Below are 20,984 nucleotides of genomic sequence, written 5' to 3' on the forward strand. Positions count from 1 at the left end.
TGATCGAGTTCGAACTTTCCCTCGATGAAAACATCCGCTTGGTTTCCACCCGGAAATGGTGGTTTTGGCCGATCCCGGCATCCACATCTGCCCGTTCGCTTGTGCGGCGACCCGCAGACCGCCTCCGCGCAGACGCTTGATTCCCTGGATATTGGCCAAACCGGGACCCGCCCTTAAGGGGGTGGGACTGAGACCACCCCTTACATCCCCAGGTACCGGGATTTGATCTCCTCATTTGCGACCAGTTCCTGCGGGGTGGATTCATGGACGATATTTCCGCGGCTCATGACGTAAACGTTGTCGGCCAGGCGGGTTGCCATCTGGAAGTTTTGCTCGACCAGGACGAGCCCCATTCGCTGTTCCCGCAGTCCGGAGATGACGTCGCTGATCTCCTGGACGATCAACGGGGCGAGTCCTTCAGACGGTTCATCCATGAGGAGGATCTTGGGCCCGCTGACCAGGGCCCGAGCCATGGCCAGCATCTGCTGTTCCCCACCGCTCAGGAAGCGCGCCTTTTGCCCTTGCCGGGTTTTCAATATCGGGAAGATGCGGAAGACCTCCTCCATAGCCATCGGTTTGATCGCCGTTTCATCCCCATAGCTGCAGCGGAAAGGAACGACCAGATTTTCGAGGACGCTCAGGGATGGGAAGATCCGTCTCCCTTGCGGCACCAGGGCGATGCCGGAGCGCATGATCTCTTGCGTCGTCTTTCCCATCAGTTCGGCGCCTTCCAGGAGGATGCTCCCCTTTCTCGGTTTGACGAAGGCGACGATGGAATGGATGAGCGTGGTTTTCCCCACCCCGTTGCGGCCCAGGACGGCGACGATGTTCCCTTTCGGGACCCGGATGGAAACGCCCTGCAGAATGTAACTGTCCCCGTAGTAGGTGTGCAAATCAAGAACTTCAAGCATGATGGTCACCCATACCCAGATAGACTTCCGCTACGTCCCGATTGCCGCGGATCTCAGACTCCGTGCCTTCCGCGAGGATCCTCCCCTGATAAAGGACGGAAATCTTGTCCGCTATCTTGAAGGCCACATCCATGTCGTGCTCGATGAAGAGGATCGTCGTTGCCGGATCGATCCGGTTGATCATGGGGACGACCAAGGCGGTCTCGGCGGGCGACAGGCCCTGGGTCGGCTCGTCGAGCAGGACGACCTTCGGTCTCCCCGAGAGCGCCAGGATGATCTCGAGCTGTCTCTGCTCGCCGTGGGAAAGATTTCTCACCTGCTGATCCTTCTTGTCCCAGATGCCCCAGTCTTTCAACTGCGCCTCGGCATCCTCGATCATCTTCCTTCGGCTGGACGTTCGACGGTAGAACAGGTATTTGGTGGGGGTCAGCGCCTGCACGCCCATGAAGACATTTTCCCATACCATCAGGTTCGGGAAAAGATTCGTTATTTGAAAAGTCCGCGCCAGGCCTAAAGCTGCAAGTCTGTGAGCCGGGTAAGCGGTAATTTGCTGATCGAAGAGGCGGATATCGCCGCCGGTCGGCTTGAGGACCCCGCTGATGATGTTGAAGAGGGTCGTCTTGCCTGCCCCGTTCGGGCCGATGATCGCCCGCTTCTCGCCTACACCGACCCTAAAGGAGCAATCGTAGAGCACCTTGACCCCACCGAAGTTGACGCTGATCCTGTTTACTTCCAATGCATTCACGGTCGCTCCAGAGTGTTCCGAAAAAATGGGGGTTCTTCGACTCCCGGAAATAGGCTGTCGCTATGCCGAGGAGTTGCCGCACCGCTCCTTTCGCGTGCCGGAGCGGCTGCTTTTGGGAGCGGTGCGGACCGGGAGATCCTCTCCATGCCGGCTATTGCGCCCATTTCCCCTTCATCTCGGAATAGGGCGTCATTTTCATATAATCCTCGGCCTTCCAGTTCCAGAACTGATTGACCATGGGGAAGGTCTTGATCGGGACGCTCTCCCATGCACCGTCCATTTCTTCCACCTTGCGGATATAGCTGTTCTGGATGGTGGCGCCGTAGTCATCGAATCGGACCGTCCCCCGCGGCGCCTTCAATTCGAGGGAGCGCATCACGCGGACGAATTCCGCGCCCTTGATTTCCCCGTTGGTCTTGTTGAGCGCCTCCGCGATCAACATCCCCGTAAGGTACCCCTGTTCGGCATAAAGCGTGGGACGATGCCCGTACTTGTCCATGAAGGATTTCTTGAAGCGGTTGTTCTCAGGGGTGTCGAGCAGGTAGCACCAGTGTGACTCCGTCACGATGTCCTTGGCGGACGCCCCCTGCTTCGGCAGGATGTTGTCGTCTACCAGATAGCCTTTCCCGATGAGGGCCACCCTCCGGTTGAGGCCGTACTCCGCAAACTGCTTCACTAAGCGGAGGGCATCCGCCCCGGCGAAGAAGACCATAACGACATCCGCTTCCTGTGAGATCTTAGCCAGGTAGGGGGCGTAATCCTTGGTCCCGAGGGGCGGCCAGATCTCCTGGACGATCCTTCCCCCCATTTGGGTGAAGGTCCTGCAGATCCCGCCGACGTGTTCGTAGCCGGCGCCATAATCAGCCCCCATGGCAACTGCTTTCCGGTACCCGTTTTCATAGGCCCAGACCCCGAGCGGGTGCGATCCGGCGCTGTTGACAAAGGCCGGCCGCACGATGAGGGGATTGGATTTGCGCTGCGTCAGGTCATCGGCCCCGGCGTTCGAAATGACGAGGGGAATATTGTTCTTCTGAACGAACTCAGCCAGCGCATACGCCGATCCCGTCCCGACGACTCCCGCCAGGATATCGATGTTGTTCTTCTGAACGAGTTTGCGCGCGATATCCATGGCTTGGCTGACCTGGTTGCTGCCGACGTCTTCAACCAACACCTCGATCTGACGGCCCCCGGCCTGATGACCGATCTCTTCCATGTAGAGGTTGAGTCCATCCCGCAGATCGATCCCGATAGCTGTATAAACACCTGAAAGCGAGATAGCATAGCCGATTTTGACAGGTTCTGCCGCCACGCTTTCCCTTTGTGCAAAGGTGAAAAAAGATGCGGCGATCAGAAGACCAAAACACACGCCACTGATCCCTTTGTGGAAACGACGGTTTTCCATCTCGAATTCCCTCCCTCTTTTTTTAAATGATTTATCATTCATTAAAATGACCCGGCAAGAACGCGCTTTCTTCCGGAACGGCCCCTGTTCTTCTTTCATCAAACGCACTGTCGCTAAAGCTAACCGATGAAGACCCTGATCTGGATGGGGGATTTTCGTCCCACATCATCCTTCCTGTTTCGGCTCGGGGCGTGCCCGTAACATTCGGTTCAGCGCGCCCAGGATGCCTTCCGGGAGCAGCAGAACGACCAAGACATAGACCGTTCCGAGCACCATGAGCCAGCGATCGGTGATGCCGCTGACGAAATCCTGGAGAAAAACGATCACCAGGGCCCCCAGGATCGGTCCGGCCAGCGTTCCCGGGCCGCCCAGGATCACCATCAACAGGGCGGTCGAAGAGAGGATCACGCCGAAATTCACGGGATTCGGCGTCAGATCGTAATAGGCGTTCAGGACCCCTGAAATGCCCCCGATGAAACCGGAGGCCATGAAAGCGAGGTACTTGTAAAGCCAGACGTTGAATCCGAGGGCCCTCATCCTGCTTTCGCTGTCCCGGATACCGCGCAGGGCCAGGCCGAATGGAGAGTTGATCAGAACCCAGAAACCGCTAATGGTCATTAGGAAGATGACGAGCACGAAGAAGTAAAACGCGCTTGTGTCGCTCAGATTGAGCCAGGGGGCCATGTGCCGGGTTAGGATTCCCGGCAGGCCGTCGTCGCCGCCGGTTATAGATCTCCAACTGAAGGCGATACCGTAAAAGACCTGGCAGATGGCGAGCATGATCATCAGGAAAAAGATGTCCTTCGTGCGGGTGGTGAGCAACCCGAAAACAGCGGCTGCACCGGTCGTCACTCCGAGCGCGGCAAGGCATGCCAGCCAGGTGCTGTCAGCTATGTGGCGGGTGAAAATGGCCACCGTGTAAGATGCAATCCCGAAAAAGACCCCATGGCCGACGGATGCCAGGCCCAGATGCCCGAGCATGAGACTCACGGAGGTCGCCAGGATCGAAAGGATCAATGCCCTGGCGACCAGTCCCACGTAGTATTCCGGCAAAACGAGCGGGACCACGGCAAGCGCGACGACCGCACCGAAAACCAGGGCTGCAAAGCGAGACTTTCCTATCATGATTTACCCCACAGACCGGTCGGTTTGAGGGCCAGGATGATCGCCATCGGCGCGAAGATGGTGAACATCGCCAGTTCGGGGAACAGGGCCTTTCCGAAGTTGTCGAGTAAGGCGACGATCAGACTCCCGAGAAAGGCCCCCTTCATGCTGCCCAAGCCCCCGACGATGATCACCACCACCGCGAACAGCAGGACCTCCAGATCGACGCCAGGGTAGACTCCGATGAAGGGCCCCCCCAAAACGCCGCTCAAACCCGTCAGACCGGTGCCGATAATGAAGACGACCGTGAAGAGGGCCGGAACCTTGATCCCCACGGCGCGGGCCATTTTTTCGTCGTCGACGGAGGCCCGTAAAATCGCCCCCCACTTGGTCTTCTCCTGAAGGAACCACAGCAGGATTCCGAAGAAGAGTCCGACCCCGATGACGAACAGCCGGTAATAGGGAAAAATGATGGAACCGATCATCAAGGAGCCTCTCAGAAACGCCGGTTTGGGGAGGGTCATCGGATCGGCGCCCCAGATGATGATGCTGATGTCCCCGATGATGAACATACACCCCATGGTGAGCAGAACCTGCAACAGGCGTTTCCCGTAGATTCGTTGCAGGAGGAATTTCTGCAGGAAAAAGCCGGTGACCGCTGCCGTCGCCACGCCGGCGAGAATCCCGGCAAGGAAATTCCCGGTGGCATGGATGGCGCTGAGCGCGGCGTAGGCGCCGAGGAGATAACACGATCCGTGGGCCAGGTTCAGGATGTTCATCAGGCCGAATATCACCGACAGACCGGCACACAGGAGAAACAGCAGCATCCCGAAAGAGAGGGCATTCAAGGCTTGTATAATCCAGAACTCCATAAAAACCCCCGATCGTGGGTGGGGAGGGCCGGGCCGCATTAACGCTAAATCCTGGCCCCCAGCTTGAACCCCTCGTGAATGGCGTTGCAGAGGCTTCTGGGCATCACGGCATCGCCGACTACATAGAGCTCGTCACAGAGATATTCCAGATCCCGGACGAGGGTCTGTTTCGGGGCCAGCGGACCGGCCAGGATGACGGTGTCGGCCGGCAGAAACTGCTCTTTGCCGTCCTTGTCCAGGAAGCGCACGCCCCCGTTCTCGACGGCAAGAGGCTGCGCCTCGGTGTACACGCCGATGCCGAGTTCTTTGACCAGCCCCGCATGCCGCCATTTGAACGTCGTCGACACATCGAAGTCCACCCGGCGATTGGTTTCGATCACGATCGGTTTCTTTCCGGCCGAAGCGAGCACCTCGGCACAGGTAAGCCCCACCTTGCCGCCGCCGAGAAGGATGACCCTCTGCCCGATTTTGGTGATATCGCCGCCGTCCAGCACGGTGTAGGCGTTCATGATGTCTTTGCCGCCGATGCCTGGAATCTTCGGAGGTGCGATGAGGGCGCCCGTAGCCACGATGACGACATCCGGGAAGAAGTCCGCCGTGACCTTGCGGTCGACGAACGTATTCAGCCTGGTTTCGATGCCCAAATCCTTCAGGCGGTAGGTGTAGTACTGCAGGAGTTCCTGCAGGACTTCTCCCCCGCCGATGTCCTTGGAGGAGGGGTTGAGCGCGCCCCCCAGATGATCATTCGCCTCGAAGACAACGACTTCATGGCCGCGTCCGGCGGCCGCGACGGCCGCTTCGAGGCCCGCCGGGCCGCTGCCGATCACCATGACCTTCTTTTTGACGGTGGCCGGTTGGATGGTGTACTCCGGTTCGACCTCATGACCGAGGCGGGGATTGACGGCGCAGATATAAGGCTGATTGGCGAACATTTTCGCCAGACAGAGCATGCAGCCGATGCAGGGTTTGATCCGCTCCGGCTGACCACGCTCGAGCTTATGGGCCAGGTCGGGGTCGGTCAAGAACGGCCGGCAGATCTCCCAGTAGTCGAAGACCCCGGTGGCCAGGGCGTGGTCGGCCGCGTAGGGATCCGACAGGCGGGGGCCGAAGGCCAGGGGGACGTCCCCGATGACCTTTTTCGCCTTTTCGGCCAGGGGCAGCCACTGGGTGCGGCTGACATCCCGCCCGAGAGCGCCCTGGCGCGACTCGTGCCAGCCGATCACCATGCTGATCATGTCCACCCCGCGGTCGGCCGCAATGCGCATGATCTCGATGCACTCGTCGTTGCTGTTTCCGCCGTACTCATCCATGAGTTCGGTCCCGTTCAGACGGATGATCACGAGTCTGTCCGGCCCGACCGCCTTGCGCAGGGCATCGAGGATCTCCACCATGAACCGGGCGCGCTTTTCGAGGGTGCCCCCGTACGCGTCGGTCCGCTTGTTGGTAAAAGGGGAGAGAAAGGTGCTCATCAGATAGCCAAGAAAACTCGTGACCTCGACCCCGTCATAGCCAGCCTTGACGCAGCGTTCGGCGGCTTGAGCGTGGTCCTCGATCACATGCGCGATTTCGTCTGTGTTCATGGCGCGCGGCGGGCGAAAGTGACGAAGGGTCTGGGGCGTGTCGGATGGCTGGATACAGTAGCCGATATCGATCCCTCCGTAGCGCCCCCCATGGAGGATCTGCTGGATGGCGACCGCATGATGGTCATGAAAGAGATCCGCAATCCTCTTCAGCCCGGGAATGTACCGGTCGTCATTGATGCAAAGCTGACGGTGATAGGCCTTTCCCTCGCCCGATTTATCCGGGTAGGCGCCCTGGTTGGTCATGATGGAGGCTCCCGTGGATGCGATGACTTCGTCCCGGGCGAATTCCCTTTCGGAGAGGAAGCCGTCCCGCGTATTGAAGTTGCTGACGCAGCAGGCGGCATATTTGATCCTGTTCCGAACTTTGAAAGGTCCGATTTTCCCTTCACCGAAGATGTGCGAAAAACCGTTTGAATCCATGGTGTTCTCCTTCGCTCCTTGGCGTTTCCGGCCGAAGGATGCCCGCTTCGATGCCCGCATTTTTTTCCAGCCGGGGATAAAGGTGTAACCAAGCAGATGAAGCGCAAGACTCCGGCGGTCCAAAGGAATCCGACCGCCTGGCAAAAAGCTGCAGCAACAAGCATGCCAGCATGAAACAGCCATATTTCTGCTGTGTTGGATCTCCGAAGGAAAGCGGTTTGAAACTTTATTTCAATCGGCATTGAAATATTTTTTAAATAGGCCATCGATCTGACGGTTCATTCGGCGCTGAGGAAGACTGCATCGAGGACATCGAGGCTGATGGCGGGGCGAGCCAAGGAATACTGAGGGTGGACATGAGGAGACCCGGAAAGGAGCTGCGAAGGGGAACGCCGCTGAGGAACATGCCCCTCCAAAGCTTAGAGCCATGCCAGGCTTTTCGGCCGGCGGCCGAGGCGGTAGTCCATGTGGCGGCGGTTGACGCGTTCGATGGCCTGCGCCATCTCCCGCGGCAGGGTCATCCGCTCGAAAAGGTCCCATTCCAGGGCTTGAAGGTGTCCAAGGGCCTGAACCCCAAGGGGATCCAGACCCGGATTGAGCGCGGATTCGGACCCGCACCGCAGACACACAATCCCCCCCTTCTCCGGATGAAAGGCCGCCCTGCCAAGTCCCTCATAGGTCCGGCCGCAGGAACTGCATCTTCCGAGTTCGATCCCATAGCCTCCGAGCGCCATGGCTGCAGCCTCGAAAAAGATCTGCACGTGCAGCGGCTGGATTTCCCCTTCCAACAGCTTGAACGTCCTGAGCAAAAGGCTGAACAAAGAGGGGTCGGCCGCCTGGGGCGGAGAAAGCATCTCGACCACTTCCACCATGTAGCCCGCCAGAGTCAGGATGCTCCAATCCCGCCTGAGGCCTTCAAACCCATCCAGCAGCCGGCAGGAGATCATCGTGTGAAGCTCCCCGCCCCTGGGATGCTCGGCGTACTCCACGCGGCTCAGGCAGAAGAGATCGAGGCAGTTCGGGAACCGCCTGCGGCTGCGGCGGGCGGCCCGGGCCACGCCCTTCAGACACCCCCGCTCCGGGGTGAAAAAGGTCACCAGGAGGTCGGCTTCGCCGAAATCCCTGACGCGCGTAATAATGGCCGGAGAAATGCAGGTCTTCAAGCTCTGACGTTCTTCAGCGGCGATCACCTTCACCCGGGCGCCTTTGGATGCCCTGAGGCACACTGATCAGGCCGTCGGGAAACGCCCATCTGCTGCGATCCGCTCATCCCATGCGCCTCTGCCGGTGCACCGCTTGGTGCGCCTCATTCAGCGGGCTTCTGCACACCTTTCATCCGGCCGTTTTTCAACGGCCTGTGCGCAGGGGATTTTTCAAGTCTTTGCAGTGTGCGAAGGTTGAAGGATGCCGCCGCTTATGAAAAAAGGCCCTGCGCCGTTGTGCAGTGCAGGACCTTGCTGTTTCAGGCGGCCAGGGAGCAGGTGTGAGCCTAAGCCCTGTCCCCATAACGTTCCTTGACCTTGGCCCGATCGGGGTTCCCGTCCTCGAGTACGGGCATGGCGTCGACAAATTCCACGTACTGGGGTTTCTTGTAGCGGGCGATGCGCTTTCCGACAAAGTCGATCAGCGCTTCAGCGCTGAGCGCCTCCCCCGCCTTGAGTTCGCAGACCGCTTTGATGCCTTCCTTCCACTTCGGATCCGGCACCCCGAAAACCACGGTCCTGTGAACGGCCGGATGCTCCAGAATCGCCTTTTCGACCTCCGCCGGGTAGACGTTCTCGCCGCCCGGCTTGATGAGCTCCTTTTCGGCCTTCCGGCCGGCATACCAGAGGAACCCTTCCTCGTCGAAGCGCCCCAGGTCCCCCGTGTGGTGCCAACCGTCCCTGAACACGTAGCGGTTGTCTTCGGGCAGATTCCAGTACCCCCTGAACACCATCGGGCCCTTCATGGTGATCTCCCCCACCTGCCCGACAGGGACCGGCCGGTCGTACTCATCCACCAGCTTCACCCGGGCGAGCGGCAGCATCCTGCCCGCCGACCCGGGGCGGTCGTTGTAGGGGGCGAAGGTCGCCACACAGGAGGTCTCCGTCTGGCCGTACATACAGAAGAACGTGCCACCGGTGATCTGCTGATACCGCTCGATCGTCTCCGCCGATTCCAGCCCTACCACGGACTTCAGGGAGGAAATGTCCTGCCCGGTCTTTTCGTGGGTATCCAGAATGGAAGCCAGAATCGGGGCAAAATCGAACATGAACGTGACGCCTTTCTCCGCAATCAAATCCACCGCCTTCGCAGCGTCGAACTTGCTCATGTTCACATTCAACGCACCGGCATGGAAGATTGCGGTGGCCATGTGAAGCCCCCCGACGTGGAAGAGCGGCAGGAGATTCAAGTGGACGTCCGAGCTGTTCAACCCGCAGAAATAATCGAAATGCATATCGGAGCAGAGCAGATTTCCGTGGCTTAAGAGCGCACCGCGTGGACGCCCGGCCACCGCGGCGGTGTGGATGATCACGAACCCGTCGTCCGAGGCGACATCCGGCGCTTCGAATGTCCCATCGCCCGACAGGAGGGACTTGATAGGCTCGAACCGCCCTCCGTTCGCTTCCAGACTGAAGAAGCGCTCTACAGACCCGAGCCGGCCTCGAATCTCTTCGACCAATCCTTGAAACTCGGCCCCGGCAAAAAGGAAACGCGGCGTGCAGTCATTCAGGTTGTACTCGATTTCAGGTGCGGACAAACGCCAGTTGATGGGCAGAACAATCGCCCCGAGCGCCGCCGCCGCCCCATAGAGGACGAAATACTCCAGACAATTCTTTCCGAGAACGCCGATGCGGTCTTCCTTCCGGACGCCGCATGCCTGAAGCCCCTGCGCCAACCGATCCACCTGCTCCTTGTACTCCGCAAACGTCAAGGACCGTGAATCGTCCACCTCGAACCACGCCGCCTTCCTCCCGTAGGAAAAGGCGTTCCGGTTGACGAGGTCGTAAAATGTAAAATCGTACAATCCCATGCGCAACCTCATTCAAAAAAAGCCCTTTACCGGCCTCGACGCAGCACCGGCAAAGGGCCTTTCGATCTCAGGCTTTAGGGATAAACGGTTTCGAAAGGAACCACCATGGTCTTGCCGTCAGCCGAAAAGGTAAAGGCACCCTCTTTGACCGAGACAGGCACCGAATAATCCGGGACGCCTTTCCACCACCTCTCCAATGCATCCCAAGGACTCCACCCCTTATCCTTCAGCTTGAATCCACCGGTCACCATCAGGCTCAACAAAGCCGAACGGGCCGTGATCATGGTCGTCGCCCGCACATGGCTCGTCTTGCCGCCGGGGATCCAGATCGTGTCCATGTTGGCGACCGTCACCAATTCGAAATCGCCGTCGAAGGCCACCGTAAATTTGTAATCACTCAACTGGACCGGATAGGGGTTCGGATTGTTGACGCTGAACAGGAAGCTCATCGGCAAAGGAGCTCCGCGGTCGCCCGCTTCACCCTTCGTGGGGGCTACATTCTTGCCAAAATACCAGTACCCGTCGTACTGGGGCACTTCGAAAAGTTCGAGGGTGACGGCGGGCGCCACCATCTCGGGCATCGCCTGCTGCGCGGCATGGTGGGCGCACCCAAAGAACAAAAGGCCTGCTGCAAAAATCATCAGGGTCATCAGGATCAGCTTCTTTTGCATCTTATCCTCCCCTCTTCATATGAGAAGAAAACCGCCGTTACGCACTTCTCGGCCTGCGACCGTCACCCGTTCGTCCGGACACGGCCGCCAGCCGTCAACCCAGCCAGCGCTTTCTTCGCTTGTAATGTTTCACTTCGCGGAAACTCTTTCGGCCACCCTTGTCGGTCAATCCAAGGTAGAAGTCCTTGATATCCTCGTTCTGGCTCAGCTTTTCGGCCGTGTCATCCATCACGATCCGGCCGGTTTCCATGACGTACGCATAAGGCGCCACGTTCAGAGCCAGCTTGGCGTTCTGTTCGACCAGCAGGATCGAGATCTTCTCTTCCTTGTTGAGCTGGGTGATGATATTGAAGATCTCGTGGATCAGCATCGGGGCGAGCCCCATGGAAGGTTCGTCCAGAAGCACGAGCTTCGGCTCGGTCATCAGGGCCCTGCCGACCACGGTCATCTGCTGTTCTCCGCCGCTGACAAAGCCGGCGGTTTCGCTCCGTTTCTGCCGCAACCGTGGAAAGTAATGGTAAACCAGTTCGAGTTTGTCCTTGACCGACCCGGTCTTCCTGAGGTGGGCCCCTACCTTCAGGTTCTCTTCCACGGTGAGATGCTCGAAGACCTTCCGCCCCTCGATGACCTGGACGATGCCCATCTTGGCGATCTTGGCGGCCGGCTCGTGATGGATCATCTGTCCCTCGAACTCGATGCCTCCATCCGTCACCTCGCCGTCCTCAACCTTGAGGAGCCCCGAGACGGCCTTCAACGTGGTGCTCTTTCCCGCCCCGTTCGCCCCGAGGAGGGCAACGATGCCCGCCTTCGGAACCTCGATGGAAACCCCCTTCAGGACAAGGATCACCTCGTGGTATTTCACCTCAATGTTCTTGATCTTCAAAATGGCTTCAGGCGTCTCCAAGATCCCTACCTCCCAGGGTGTTGACAGATTCTCTGCAGACTGACGCCGCAAGGCACCGCCCGTTTACAGGGGCAACGCCGCAGGCTCCTACCAGCCCAGCCACTCCTTTTCCCATTTATCCGGCCAGCGCTCCTTCAGATCCACGCGCTCGACCACCTGGAATTTCCCGCCTTTGTATTCCTGAATGAGGCAACCGGTAGTCGGGCGATGGTCCGTCGCCGTGTAGGTGACCGGCGCGGCGGCGAGCCCGATCTCGAAATTGTTCATCGTCTCGAAGCCCTTGACCATCATGCCGGGTCCGGTCAGCTGGCCTGCACTGTCGGCGCGCTTCATGGCCTCGACGGTGATGATGGCGTCGCACCAGGCCTGGATGGTCCTGTTCAACCGCTTGTTCTGGGGAACGCTCGGGTTGTACTTCTTCGCGGAAGCCACAACGATATCCATGTTCTTGGATTCCTGGCCGTAAAAGCCGCATGGGGTCGCGCCCATCACGCCTTCGGCGGCCTCACCGGCCAAGCGCGGCAGATTTTCGTCGAAGCCCCAGTTGTTGACGATCCAGTCGGCGCCCAACCCGAGGGAATAGGCGTCACGAATGGTCGCGGAAACGGACATCGTGGTGTTGCCATGCCAGACGACATCCGGCGCGAAGGTCTTGAGCGCCATGATCTGGCTCTTGGTGTCCAGGGCGAACAGCGACACGTCCTGATCGTCGCCGATATCGAATCCCAGCAGGGCGGCCTGATCCTTGATCGCCTTGATAGGGGCGCTGCAATAAGGAGAGGCAAACATGTAGGCGCAGGCGAAACGCGGCTTGCGCTTCCCGTAATCGGCCTTCTGAGGCCAGCGCTTGTCGAACCAGGCCGTCAAGGCGGCCCGTGCATTGGTGGAATAATCGGAGGAGAAGAAGATGTTGTAGCGGGACTTGGCTGGATCGGTCAAATGGGCCGAGTAGGAGGCCGAGATATAGGGAATCTCGTCCTTGTTGACGGTCGGCGAAAGGGCCTCCGTATCACCGGTCCCCCATCCCATGATCGCCAGCACACCGAGCCGCTTCAGCAGTTTATATTTGGTAATGGCCTCGGGAATCCGATAACCGTAGTCGAACCAGGTGTATTTGATCTCCTTCCCGTTGACGCCTCCCTGTTCATTGAAGTACTTGAATGCCTCGTCCATGCCGATGGCATAATCCTTCCCGACGTCAGAGGTCCCGCCGGTCGTGTCCATGATCCCGCCCAGTTTGATCTGATCGGCCGATGCAAAGCCGGAGAATCCGAACACCCACCCAACACACAGTGCAACTGCCAGTAACTTCAGGAAAAATCCTTTCTTCATGATCTCTTCCCCCTTCTCTTTTAAAAAGATGAAACAATGGCCTATGTCATCCGACCCAGCTTCAGCGGCACCCAGAAACCCGTCACCTCCTTTCATTTCGTCAATACGAAAACGGCCAAAGGTTGAAGTAGTTTTTGACCTGCCACCAGCGATAAGCCAAACCATTCGGTTCATAAATCAAAAAGCCGCAGATGGCGAGCCCGAAGGCCGCATCCTTGATATAAGCGAAATCGAAAAGCAGTTTGGGATAATAAATCGAGAGAGGAATCACCACCGCCTGCAGGAGCTCCATGATAACCACCATGAAAATGGATCCGAAGATCGCCCCATGGATGGAACCCACACCCCCGATCAAAATCACCCCGACCAGCCAGAGGGACCAGAACCATGGGAAATGCTCCGGGCTGAGCGCCGCTGTATTGCTCACCCAGAAGGCGCCGGCGATCCCTGCCATGAAACCGGCGACGAAGAAGGCAAGCAGCTTGTAATAGACGATGTTGATCCCCATGGCCTCCGCGGCGATGTCGTTGTCGCGGATCGCCACCCAGGCCCTGCCCGGTTTGGAACGGAGCAGATTGGCCAGAACGATGACCATCAAGGTCAGCAGCACCGCCATGAGATAATAGATCTGCCGTTCGTTTTCAATCGGCCACGGCCCGATCTTGATCGTACCGGGCGGGAGGGAAAAGGCCTGACCGCGCCCGCCGATCTGACTGACGTACTGCGTCAGGATGAAATCCACTGTGACGAACTGCGCCGCCATGGTCGTCAAGATCAGATAGAATCCTTTGACCTTGGCTGAAGGCAGACCGAAGAGGACGCTCCACATCCCCGCCGCAAATCCGGCCGCAAGGATCGAAACGGGGTAGGCCAGCCCCCAGTCGAGCAGGATTTGGGGCCAGGGGAACTGCAGGATCAAAAGGGTGCTCGTATAGGCGCCCACCGCGATGAAAGCAGCGTGGCCAAGGGTAATGAGGCCGGCGAACCCGATCAAGAGTTGTACCCCGAGGGCCCCCATCGCCGTATAACCCACCATGGTCGCCACACTCATCCAGTACTCGGGAATCAGCCACGGGATCACCACGAATATCGTCAGCAGCAGCAGGATCATCTTGCCTTTGATGAAGCTCGACTGCCACCATCCCTGATCTTCAGTGTAGCTCTGATGGTAGTCCCCGCATGGCAACCAGACGCTTGACATAATGCCTCCCTTTCACATGGTGTTTTCGCTGAAACGCATTCTCGTCCCTGCGCGCGACGGGAGCCTGGACCGCTCGGCCTCGATCCGCAGCGGCTCAGACCCGCTCGATCCTTTCCCAGCCCCAAAGCCCATAGGGCTTGAACAGAAGAAACACCGCCATGAAGGCGAAGGGTACGATCTCCTTTACGCCGCCGGGGAAATATTCGTCGAGATAGGTCCCGGCAAAGTTCTGGAGGAGCCCGATGACGATGCCGCCGACGATCGCCCCCGGCACCGAATTCAGGCCGCCGAGTACAACGGCCGGTAGAACCAGCAGGCCCAGATACCCCACCGACATATTGATTCCGTTGATATTTCCAAGCAGCGCCCCTCCCACTCCGGCGCTCATGAAGGCGATGGCCCAGGCCGCGGCATAAACGAACCTCGCACTCACACCGAGCGACAACGCGGCGGTCTCGTCATCCGCAGTAGCCTGCATCGACAGACCCCACCGGGTGTACTTGAAGAAGGCCACAAAGACGATTAGCAACAGGATGGCCAGAATGAACGACCACAGATAAACGGGGGAAACCTTCAAAAAACCGATGCTGATGGGCTGGATCGAAAAAACGGGCGGGGTGAAAACGCGGGTATCCGTGGCCCATATGAACTGCACCACGCCTTTGAAAAAAAAGGACAATCCCACCGTCACCATGATGACAGCCAGGATCGGCTCGCCAATGAGCTTATCGAGGAAGATCCGCTCCGTCAGGATTCCAAGGATGATTCCCACTAAGAGCGTCAGGATGACAGCCAGGATAAATGGAATCCCAAGATTATAAAAAGTCAGTGAGACGTAAGCGCCGATGATCGTCAGTTCCCCCATGGCCAGGTTGAGGACGCCCGAACACTTGTAAATCAGTACCCAGCCCAGGGCCACCAGGGCATAGATCCCTCCGACCATGACTCCTGTCGTCAACGTCATCAAGAAAAGTTCCATACCTCCTCCTAAAGGCTGACCCTTTGGATACGCAGATCCGTTTTGATGCGCTGTTCCCTGCCATCTTCGTAGGTGATGGTCGTATCCATATGGACGACGTCGTCATCGGAATAGAGCCCATTGACGATATCCTTATACCGGTTTTCAACGAACGCGCGTTTGAGCTTGCTCGTGCGCGTCAACTCCTCATCGTCCGCATCGAATGCCTTGTAGAGATTGACGAACTTGTGGATCTTCGCAGGCCCGGGAAGGTCCTTGTTGGACTCCTCGATCTGTTTCTGAACGAGATCATAAACCTCCGGTTTTTGAGAAAGCTCCGTATAGCTCGTATAGTTGAGCTTCCGTTCATCGGCCCATTTGCCCACCACCGCGTAGTCGATGCACATGACGGCGGCCACATAAGGGCGCTTGTCTCCGATCACCCACGCCTCCTGGATAAAGGGGCTGAACTTGAGCCGCGTCTCGAGGTATTGGGGCGAGAAGGGGCGTCCGTCGTTGAGCGTCATGACATCCTTCGAACGGTCGAAGACCACCAGATGCCCGTCCTCGTCGATGAACCCGCGGTCTCCCGAATAGAGCCAGCCGTCCACCAGCGTCTTGCGCGTGGCCTCATCGTTCTTGTAATACCCCAGGAAGACGGAGGGGCTGCGGGAGAGGATCTCGCCCTCCTCCGTAATCTTCACCTCGGTATCCGGTATCGGTGTCCCCACCGTGTCGAACTTGATGTCGCCGTCCCGGTGCACGATCGAGATGCCCGCGATCTCCGTCTGGCCGTAGATCTGCTTCAGATTGACACCCAGGGCGTGGAAGAACCGGAAATGATCCGGCCCCATGGCGGCGCCCCCGGTATAGGCGTGCCGAAGGCGCGACATGCCCAGATGATCTTTCAGCTTCTTCTGCATGGCGGCATAGGCGATCCACTGCAGCAGTTTCAGATGCCAGGGTATAGGCTCCTTTTCGAAGTGCATGTTGGCGACCTTGTAGCCCACCTTGGTCGAGAATCCGTAAATTTTACGTTTGATCCATGTCGAATCGATATACTTGACCTGCACCTTGCGGGTCATCCCTTCATAGAGGCGCGGAGGTGCAAACATGACGTGCGGTCCGATCTCGCGGATGTTCTCCTGGGCGGTCTCGGGCTCTTCGGGGAAATTGATGGTGAAGCCCACCTGAAGGCCGCACGAAATCGACATCATCTGCTCCCCGATCCATGCGAACGGGAGATAGGACACGAAGTCGTCGGTGTCATAGCAGGGGTCCACGGACATGAGGTTCTGCCCCATGGTCAGCATGTTCCAGTGGGAAAGCAGCGCGCCTTTCGGCAGGGCGGTCGTCCCCGAGGTATAAAAAAGGAGGCACACATCATCGCCGTGTCCCTCCTCTATGACCCTCTCGAACAATCCGGGGTCTTCTTTGTCGAGCTGTCGACCCAGTTCCTGGACCCGGGGGATGCTCATCAGAAAGTCCTGATCGTAATTCCGCATCCCCTTCGGATCGTCCCACAACACCCAGCGCAGCTTCGGGCAGGCATCTTTGATGGCCAGGGCCTTGTCAACCTCTTCCTGCGTCTCCCCGACGAAGAACGTGGCGTCCGAGTGATCGATGATGTATTTCACCTCTTCCATCATGCAGTCCTGGAAGAGCCAGACCGCAATCCCGCCCGCGCAGAGAGCCGCCATCTCCGCCCAGAGGCCCTCGGGCCGGTTGTCGCCGATCATCGCGACCTTGTCGCCCCGCTTCAGCCCCATCTTCACCATACCGAGGCTGAGATACTTGACGTTGTCATAATAATCCTGCCATGTGAAAGGCCGCCAGATGCCGAATTCCTTCTCCCGCATGGCCACCTTGCCGCTGCCGTAACGCTTGCACTGGCTCGAGAAGAGCTTGGGGATAGTCAGATTCTTGGTTATTTCTATCCCGGTTCCATTCATAATCTCCTCTACCTCCGTGTGGAATACAGGTCCTCTTCACCCAGATATGCTTTGACGACCTCGGGATTCTTCTGCACCTTCTCAGGCGGACCGTCCGTGATCTGATTGCCGAAGTTCAACACGAACACATTGTGGGAGATGTCCATGACGACCCCCATGTCGTGCTCCACCAGGATGCAGGTGATCTTCCAGCGCTTTTCTTCGTTGATATCCAGGATGAAGCGGGCCATGTCCTCCACTTCTTCGAGGTTCAGACCCGCCAGGGGTTCGTCCAGCAGGAGCAGCTCCGGGTTGAGCGCGAGGGCCCGACCCAGCTCCACCCGTTTTTGCAGGCCGTAAGGCAGCATATGAACGGTTTTATCGCGAATGCTCTCGATCTCGAGCAGATCGATGATTTCTTCTTCGATGAATTGCCTGTTCTCCAATTCCTCCCGCTTCGTCTTGCCGAGGTAGACCGAACCGCTGAGGATGCCCGATTTCAAATGGATGTGCCGGCCGAGGCGGATATTGTCGAGAACGGTCATCCCCCCGAAAAGCTCGATCTTCTGGAACGTGCGTGAGAGTCCCAGTGCGGCACGCTGGTGGGGTTTGAGATCGTTGATCCGTTCGCCTTTCAGATAGATGTTCCCCTTCTGAGGGTGATACAGGCCGTTGATGCAGTTCATCATCACCGTTTTGCCGGCCCCGTTCGGACCGATGATCGAGTGGATCTCGCCCTTCTTCACCTCCAGGTTGACACCTGCCAGTGCAGCCACCTTGCCAAAGTGCATGTGAACGTCTTCGAGCTTCAAAAGGGTGTCGCCTTCCTTGAGCTCCCCAACTTGAACCATGTCGCTCGGCCTCCGTATTGGAAAAGAAGTTGCTAAGTCAAGCAAAGAAATGAGGGAAAGATGGTTGGATGGAACAGGATCGATCAACGCCAGCAATGCGCTTTTACTCTTACTCGGTCGGGCGTTTCTTGTCAACCCTGTTTGATAAAAAGAAATTTTTCACAAAAAGACTAAAATCATGGTAAATCGATTGGAAGAAATATGCTTTAACGCAAATATCATTTATAAAATACCCATTCTTACCTCTGGAAAGAAATTTTTCCTGCACTGCGCTAAAAAATACTCATCTGTCATGCCGGCGAGAAAATCACGGACGATGCCGGCCGGAGGCGTCCTTTCCCGGTATTCGGGTGACATCCCCTCCAAATAGGCACGATGGATCTCCGATGGCTCGTTGCCCTCTTCCAGGTCCCGAAGATATCGATCGAACATCAATTCAAACATGATCTTTATCTTCGGCGTCTGTTCCTTGACGAGCGGATTCTGGTAGATCGCTTCGTGGTTGAAGGCCTTCAGGCGCTGCAGCGCCTCCCCCACCGCGTCGCTGAAGCGTATGAAAGGCTGGTCCAGGCTGTGCGCCGCCAGGTCTTCGACCAGGGTGTAAACGATGGTTCCATTGGTGTTTCCGAGGATATGTACGCAGTCTCCCGGCAGGTCCTCCCGCCGGATCAGGCCGAGCCGGATGGCGTCCTCGATGTCCCGGCCGATGTAGCTGATGGTATCCGCAAGCCGCACGACACAGCCCTCGAGGGTCATCGGCCAGATATCCCGCTTCGGGTCCATGCGTTTGAGCTGCATCTCCTCGTCCAGACGTTCGAAGCTCTTGCCTGTCAACGGTTCCAGGGCGTTTGTGTGCAGTTCCCCGTTGTGGCAGAAAATGCCGTCCAGCACCTGCAGAGCTAAATTCCAGCCCCGGCCCTTCCGCTCGATGCTCTGCAGGAAACGGACGCTTTGCAGGCTGTGTTGAAAAGTGCCGATGCCGTGCGCCTCGCAGAGGGCGGACAAAAACGCCTCCCCATCGTGTCCGAAAGGTGCATGCCCGATGTCATGCCCGAGGGCGATGGCCTCGATCAAGTCCTCGTTCAAACGGAGGAGACGTCCGATGGTGCGCGCAATCTTCGATACCAGCTGAACATGGAGCACTCGGTGGGTTATGTGGTCGTTCTTGACCAGATAAAATACCTGGGTCTTGTCGATGTAGCGCGAGTACGCCAGCGAATGAAGGATTCGATCCGTATCGACCGAAAAAAACTGACGATGCCCGAGCAGGGTATCCTCATCGGGGCGCCTCCTCACCGCCTCCGAACTCAGGCAGGCCCAGTGCGAAAACCTTTTCCTCTCGGCCTCGTCCAAGGCCCTGCGTATATGCAGTAGACGTTCGCTCGATCTCAAAAAAACTCACCCTCCCATCCGGCAGCTCAAGGTTTGATCGCTTTCCGGAACTCCTCGAAGACCCGTTTGCCGCGCTTCGAGACCACTTCGCGGGCGTTGGCGACAACCTCTCCCGCCCGCTCCCGGAGGGAAGCCTCCTCAGGCACCTGCTTGCCCTCCTTCTCGTAGCGCCAGCGCAGGAGCCGCTCCGTCCATTTGATCTCTTTTTCCTTCAAGGCCTCCTTGAGAACCGTTTTCAGATCCTTCTCGCTCTTACCCGGTGCCATAAACGCTGCCCCCTTTCGTATTCCATCTCCGAAAATGGCTTTTTGGCCGATCCCGGCGTCAATCTGCACATTTGCTTGGACGGCGGCCTACAGGTCGCCTCAATTCAAATATTTGATTTCATTGATCTTGGCAAATCGGAACCCGCCCCGGAGGGTGGGTCTGAGCACGCGAAGCGTGTGAAGAAACCGGGACCCGCCCCGGAGCGGTGGGCCAGGAAGTGACTTTTTGCTTGCTGAAAAGATAGCTTTCTGTTAAGTAGTATCGTTTAAAGTTTTGGTTATCCTGACCCTTGATCGTTTACCACGCTCAGGGGCAGGAAGGGGAGCTTGTCAGAGACGGGCCGATGGTCCAAGGCGATCTATCCGGCCGGGGTCCAGTATAGCAGGTCGTCTTTTCTGACTCAAGCTTCTCCGGAGGAAATCACACGTCCGGGATATCGCCCGGTGCCCTGCATGATCGCGGGTCAAGACATCCCGGACCAGGAACCAACCGTGGCACGGAGACCTTAGCGGATCTCCACTGGAAGGAGGCGTTTTATGGCTATCGTCAACATGAAGGAACTGCTGGAAGCCGGGGTGCACTTCGGGCACCAGACCAGGCGCTGGAACCCCAAAATGAAGCCTTACATCTTCGGGGCGCGCAATGGAATCCACATTATCGACCTGCAGAAGACCGTCCGGCTCTTCAAGACCACTTATGAGTTCGTTACGCGGACCGTGGCCGAGGGATATTCCGTCCTTTATGTCGGCACGAAGAAGCAGGCCCATGACTCCGTTATCGAAGAGAGCGAACGGTGCGGGATGTTCAACGTCGTCAACCGGTGGCTCGGCGGTACGCTGACCAATTTTCAGACGATCACGAAAAGCATCGCCCGGCTCAAGGAACTGGAGGCCATGAAACGGGACGGTTCGATCAACCGGTACACGAAAAAAGAGGCCCTTCAGATGGAGAAAGAGCTGGCAAAGCTCGAGAAGAACCTCGGCGGCATCAAGGATATGGATGATCTGCCCGGCGCCGTGTTCATCGTGGACCCCAAGAAGGAACGGATTGCCGTCAAAGAGGCCCGCAAGCTGGGCATCCCCGTAGTCGCCATCGCCGACACCAATTGTGATCCGGATGAGATCGATTTCATCATCCCGGGCAACGACGACGCTATCCGTGCCATCCGCCTGATCTGTTCCAAGATTGCAGACGCCTGCATCGAAGGGCACCGAATCGCCGAGGAACGATTGAAGGCCGAAGCAGAGATGCAGCAGAGCGAAGAAGGGGCGGTCGAGGAAGCGGAAAAACCGGAAAGCGAAGGAGGGCCCGAGGTCATCGTCATCCCGAAACGGGAAGAAACATCCGCCACCGAGCCCCCGGCAGCAGCGGAATAAACGAGTCCGCCGGCCTGCCGGCACGTCATATTATCCATTCAGGGAGAAGGA

18 protein-coding genes are annotated in these 20,984 nt (G+C 57.9%); 1 reads left to right on the forward strand and 17 read right to left on the reverse strand.

Features of this window, described 5'->3' with window-relative positions; genetic code table 11:
- Positions 1-200 precede the first annotated feature (200 nt).
- The 17 genes from H567_RS0105835 to H567_RS23320 form a co-directional block, all read right to left on the reverse strand.
- Entirely contained in the window at positions 201-911 is a 711-nt protein-coding gene (locus tag H567_RS0105835) for an ABC transporter ATP-binding protein (protein WP_028320682.1), read from the reverse strand.
- A complete protein-coding gene (locus H567_RS0105840) occupies positions 904-1,656 on the reverse strand; it encodes an ABC transporter ATP-binding protein (RefSeq protein ID WP_028320683.1) in 753 nt (250 codons plus the stop codon). Before H567_RS0105840 ends, H567_RS0105835 begins: the two co-directional genes overlap by 8 nt.
- Positions 1,657-1,807: 151 nt before the next feature.
- Positions 1,808-3,058 carry an ABC transporter substrate-binding protein gene (locus H567_RS23310; protein ID WP_051184523.1) on the reverse strand — a complete coding sequence of 417 codons (1,251 nt, stop codon included), beginning with the start codon at positions 3,056-3,058 and terminating at the stop codon, positions 1,808-1,810.
- Between the two features lie 165 nt (positions 3,059-3,223).
- A complete protein-coding gene (locus tag H567_RS23315; protein WP_035253513.1) occupies positions 3,224-4,183 on the reverse strand; it encodes a branched-chain amino acid ABC transporter permease in 960 nt (319 codons plus the stop codon).
- A complete protein-coding gene (locus H567_RS0105855) occupies positions 4,180-5,034 on the reverse strand; it encodes a branched-chain amino acid ABC transporter permease (protein WP_028320684.1) in 855 nt (284 codons plus the stop codon). The genes H567_RS23315 and H567_RS0105855 overlap by 4 nt, the downstream gene beginning before the upstream one ends.
- 44 nt (positions 5,035-5,078) lie before the next feature.
- Positions 5,079-7,037: an oxidoreductase gene (locus H567_RS0105860; RefSeq protein WP_028320685.1), complete on the reverse strand. Its 1,959-nt coding sequence runs from the start codon at positions 7,035-7,037 to the stop codon at positions 5,079-5,081.
- A gap of 419 nt (positions 7,038-7,456) precedes the next feature.
- Positions 7,457-8,233: a DNA repair protein RecO gene (recO, locus tag H567_RS0105870; protein WP_035253515.1), complete on the reverse strand. Its 777-nt coding sequence runs from the start codon at positions 8,231-8,233 to the stop codon at positions 7,457-7,459.
- 293 nt (positions 8,234-8,526) lie between these two features.
- Positions 8,527-10,050: an AMP-binding protein gene (locus H567_RS0105875; protein WP_028320687.1), complete on the reverse strand. Its 1,524-nt coding sequence runs from the start codon at positions 10,048-10,050 to the stop codon at positions 8,527-8,529.
- A 74-nt stretch (positions 10,051-10,124) separates the two neighbouring features.
- Positions 10,125-10,721, reverse strand: a complete 597-nt coding sequence (locus H567_RS0105880; protein ID WP_028320688.1) for an LEA/WHy family protein — start codon at positions 10,719-10,721, stop codon at positions 10,125-10,127.
- A 94-nt stretch (positions 10,722-10,815) separates the two neighbouring features.
- A complete protein-coding gene (locus H567_RS0105885) occupies positions 10,816-11,625 on the reverse strand; it encodes an ABC transporter ATP-binding protein (RefSeq protein WP_153306068.1) in 810 nt (269 codons plus the stop codon).
- 87 nt (positions 11,626-11,712) lie between these two features.
- Positions 11,713-12,957, reverse strand: coding sequence for an ABC transporter substrate-binding protein (locus tag H567_RS0105890; protein WP_028320690.1), 1,245 nt, complete (start codon positions 12,955-12,957; stop codon positions 11,713-11,715).
- A 100-nt stretch (positions 12,958-13,057) separates the two neighbouring features.
- Entirely contained in the window at positions 13,058-14,158 is a 1,101-nt protein-coding gene (locus H567_RS0105895) for a branched-chain amino acid ABC transporter permease (protein WP_035253517.1), read from the reverse strand.
- Between the two features lie 94 nt (positions 14,159-14,252).
- The gene (locus H567_RS0105900) at positions 14,253-15,137 is read right to left on the reverse strand and encodes a branched-chain amino acid ABC transporter permease (protein ID WP_028320692.1); all 885 of its coding nucleotides are present in this window, start codon (positions 15,135-15,137) and stop codon (positions 14,253-14,255) included.
- An 8-nt stretch (positions 15,138-15,145) separates the two neighbouring features.
- Positions 15,146-17,068 carry an AMP-binding protein gene (locus H567_RS0105905; protein WP_028320693.1) on the reverse strand — a complete coding sequence of 641 codons (1,923 nt, stop codon included), beginning with the start codon at positions 17,066-17,068 and terminating at the stop codon, positions 15,146-15,148.
- 8 nt (positions 17,069-17,076) lie between these two features.
- On the reverse strand, positions 17,077-17,898 hold the full coding sequence (locus H567_RS0105910) for an ABC transporter ATP-binding protein (protein ID WP_051184525.1): 822 nt from the start codon (positions 17,896-17,898) through the stop codon (positions 17,077-17,079).
- 222 nt (positions 17,899-18,120) lie between these two features.
- Positions 18,121-19,290: a deoxyguanosinetriphosphate triphosphohydrolase family protein gene (locus H567_RS0105915; protein WP_028320695.1), complete on the reverse strand. Its 1,170-nt coding sequence runs from the start codon at positions 19,288-19,290 to the stop codon at positions 18,121-18,123.
- A 26-nt stretch (positions 19,291-19,316) separates the two neighbouring features.
- Entirely contained in the window at positions 19,317-19,556 is a 240-nt protein-coding gene (locus H567_RS23320) for a hypothetical protein (protein WP_035253521.1), read from the reverse strand.
- 537 nt (positions 19,557-20,093) lie between these two features.
- Here H567_RS23320 and rpsB point away from each other — a divergent pair.
- Entirely contained in the window at positions 20,094-20,933 is an 840-nt protein-coding gene (gene rpsB, locus H567_RS0105925) for a 30S ribosomal protein S2 (protein ID WP_028320697.1), read from the forward strand.
- Positions 20,934-20,984 lie beyond the last annotated feature (51 nt).

The sequence above is a fragment of the Desulfatiglans anilini DSM 4660 genome (assembly GCF_000422285.1).
GTDB classification, from domain to species: Bacteria; Desulfobacterota; DSM-4660; order Desulfatiglandales; family Desulfatiglandaceae; genus Desulfatiglans; species Desulfatiglans anilini.

Excerpts from the sequence above, each read along its gene's own strand:
- H567_RS0105835 (WP_028320682.1), bottom strand. The coding sequence starts at position 911 with ATGCTTGAAGTTCTTGATTTGCACACCTACTACGGGGACAGTTACATT.
- H567_RS23310 (WP_051184523.1), bottom strand. The coding sequence starts at position 3,058 with ATGGAAAACCGTCGTTTCCACAAAGGGATCAGTGGCGTGTGTTTTGGT.
- H567_RS23315 (WP_035253513.1), bottom strand. The coding sequence starts at position 4,183 with ATGATAGGAAAGTCTCGCTTTGCAGCCCTGGTTTTCGGTGCGGTCGTC.
- H567_RS0105855 (WP_028320684.1), bottom strand. The coding sequence starts at position 5,034 with ATGGAGTTCTGGATTATACAAGCCTTGAATGCCCTCTCTTTCGGGATG.
- H567_RS0105860 (WP_028320685.1), bottom strand. The coding sequence starts at position 7,037 with ATGGATTCAAACGGTTTTTCGCACATCTTCGGTGAAGGGAAAATCGGA.
- H567_RS0105875 (WP_028320687.1), bottom strand. The coding sequence starts at position 10,050 with ATGGGATTGTACGATTTTACATTTTACGACCTCGTCAACCGGAACGCC.
- H567_RS0105880 (WP_028320688.1), bottom strand. The coding sequence starts at position 10,721 with ATGCAAAAGAAGCTGATCCTGATGACCCTGATGATTTTTGCAGCAGGC.
- H567_RS0105890 (WP_028320690.1), bottom strand. The coding sequence starts at position 12,957 with ATGAAGAAAGGATTTTTCCTGAAGTTACTGGCAGTTGCACTGTGTGTT.
- H567_RS0105895 (WP_035253517.1), bottom strand. The coding sequence starts at position 14,158 with ATGTCAAGCGTCTGGTTGCCATGCGGGGACTACCATCAGAGCTACACT.
- H567_RS0105900 (WP_028320692.1), bottom strand. The coding sequence starts at position 15,137 with ATGGAACTTTTCTTGATGACGTTGACGACAGGAGTCATGGTCGGAGGG.
- H567_RS0105905 (WP_028320693.1), bottom strand. The coding sequence starts at position 17,068 with ATGAATGGAACCGGGATAGAAATAACCAAGAATCTGACTATCCCCAAG.
- H567_RS0105910 (WP_051184525.1), bottom strand. The coding sequence starts at position 17,898 with ATGGTTCAAGTTGGGGAGCTCAAGGAAGGCGACACCCTTTTGAAGCTC.
- H567_RS23320 (WP_035253521.1), bottom strand. The coding sequence starts at position 19,556 with ATGGCACCGGGTAAGAGCGAGAAGGATCTGAAAACGGTTCTCAAGGAG.
- rpsB (WP_028320697.1), top strand. The coding sequence starts at position 20,094 with ATGGCTATCGTCAACATGAAGGAACTGCTGGAAGCCGGGGTGCACTTC.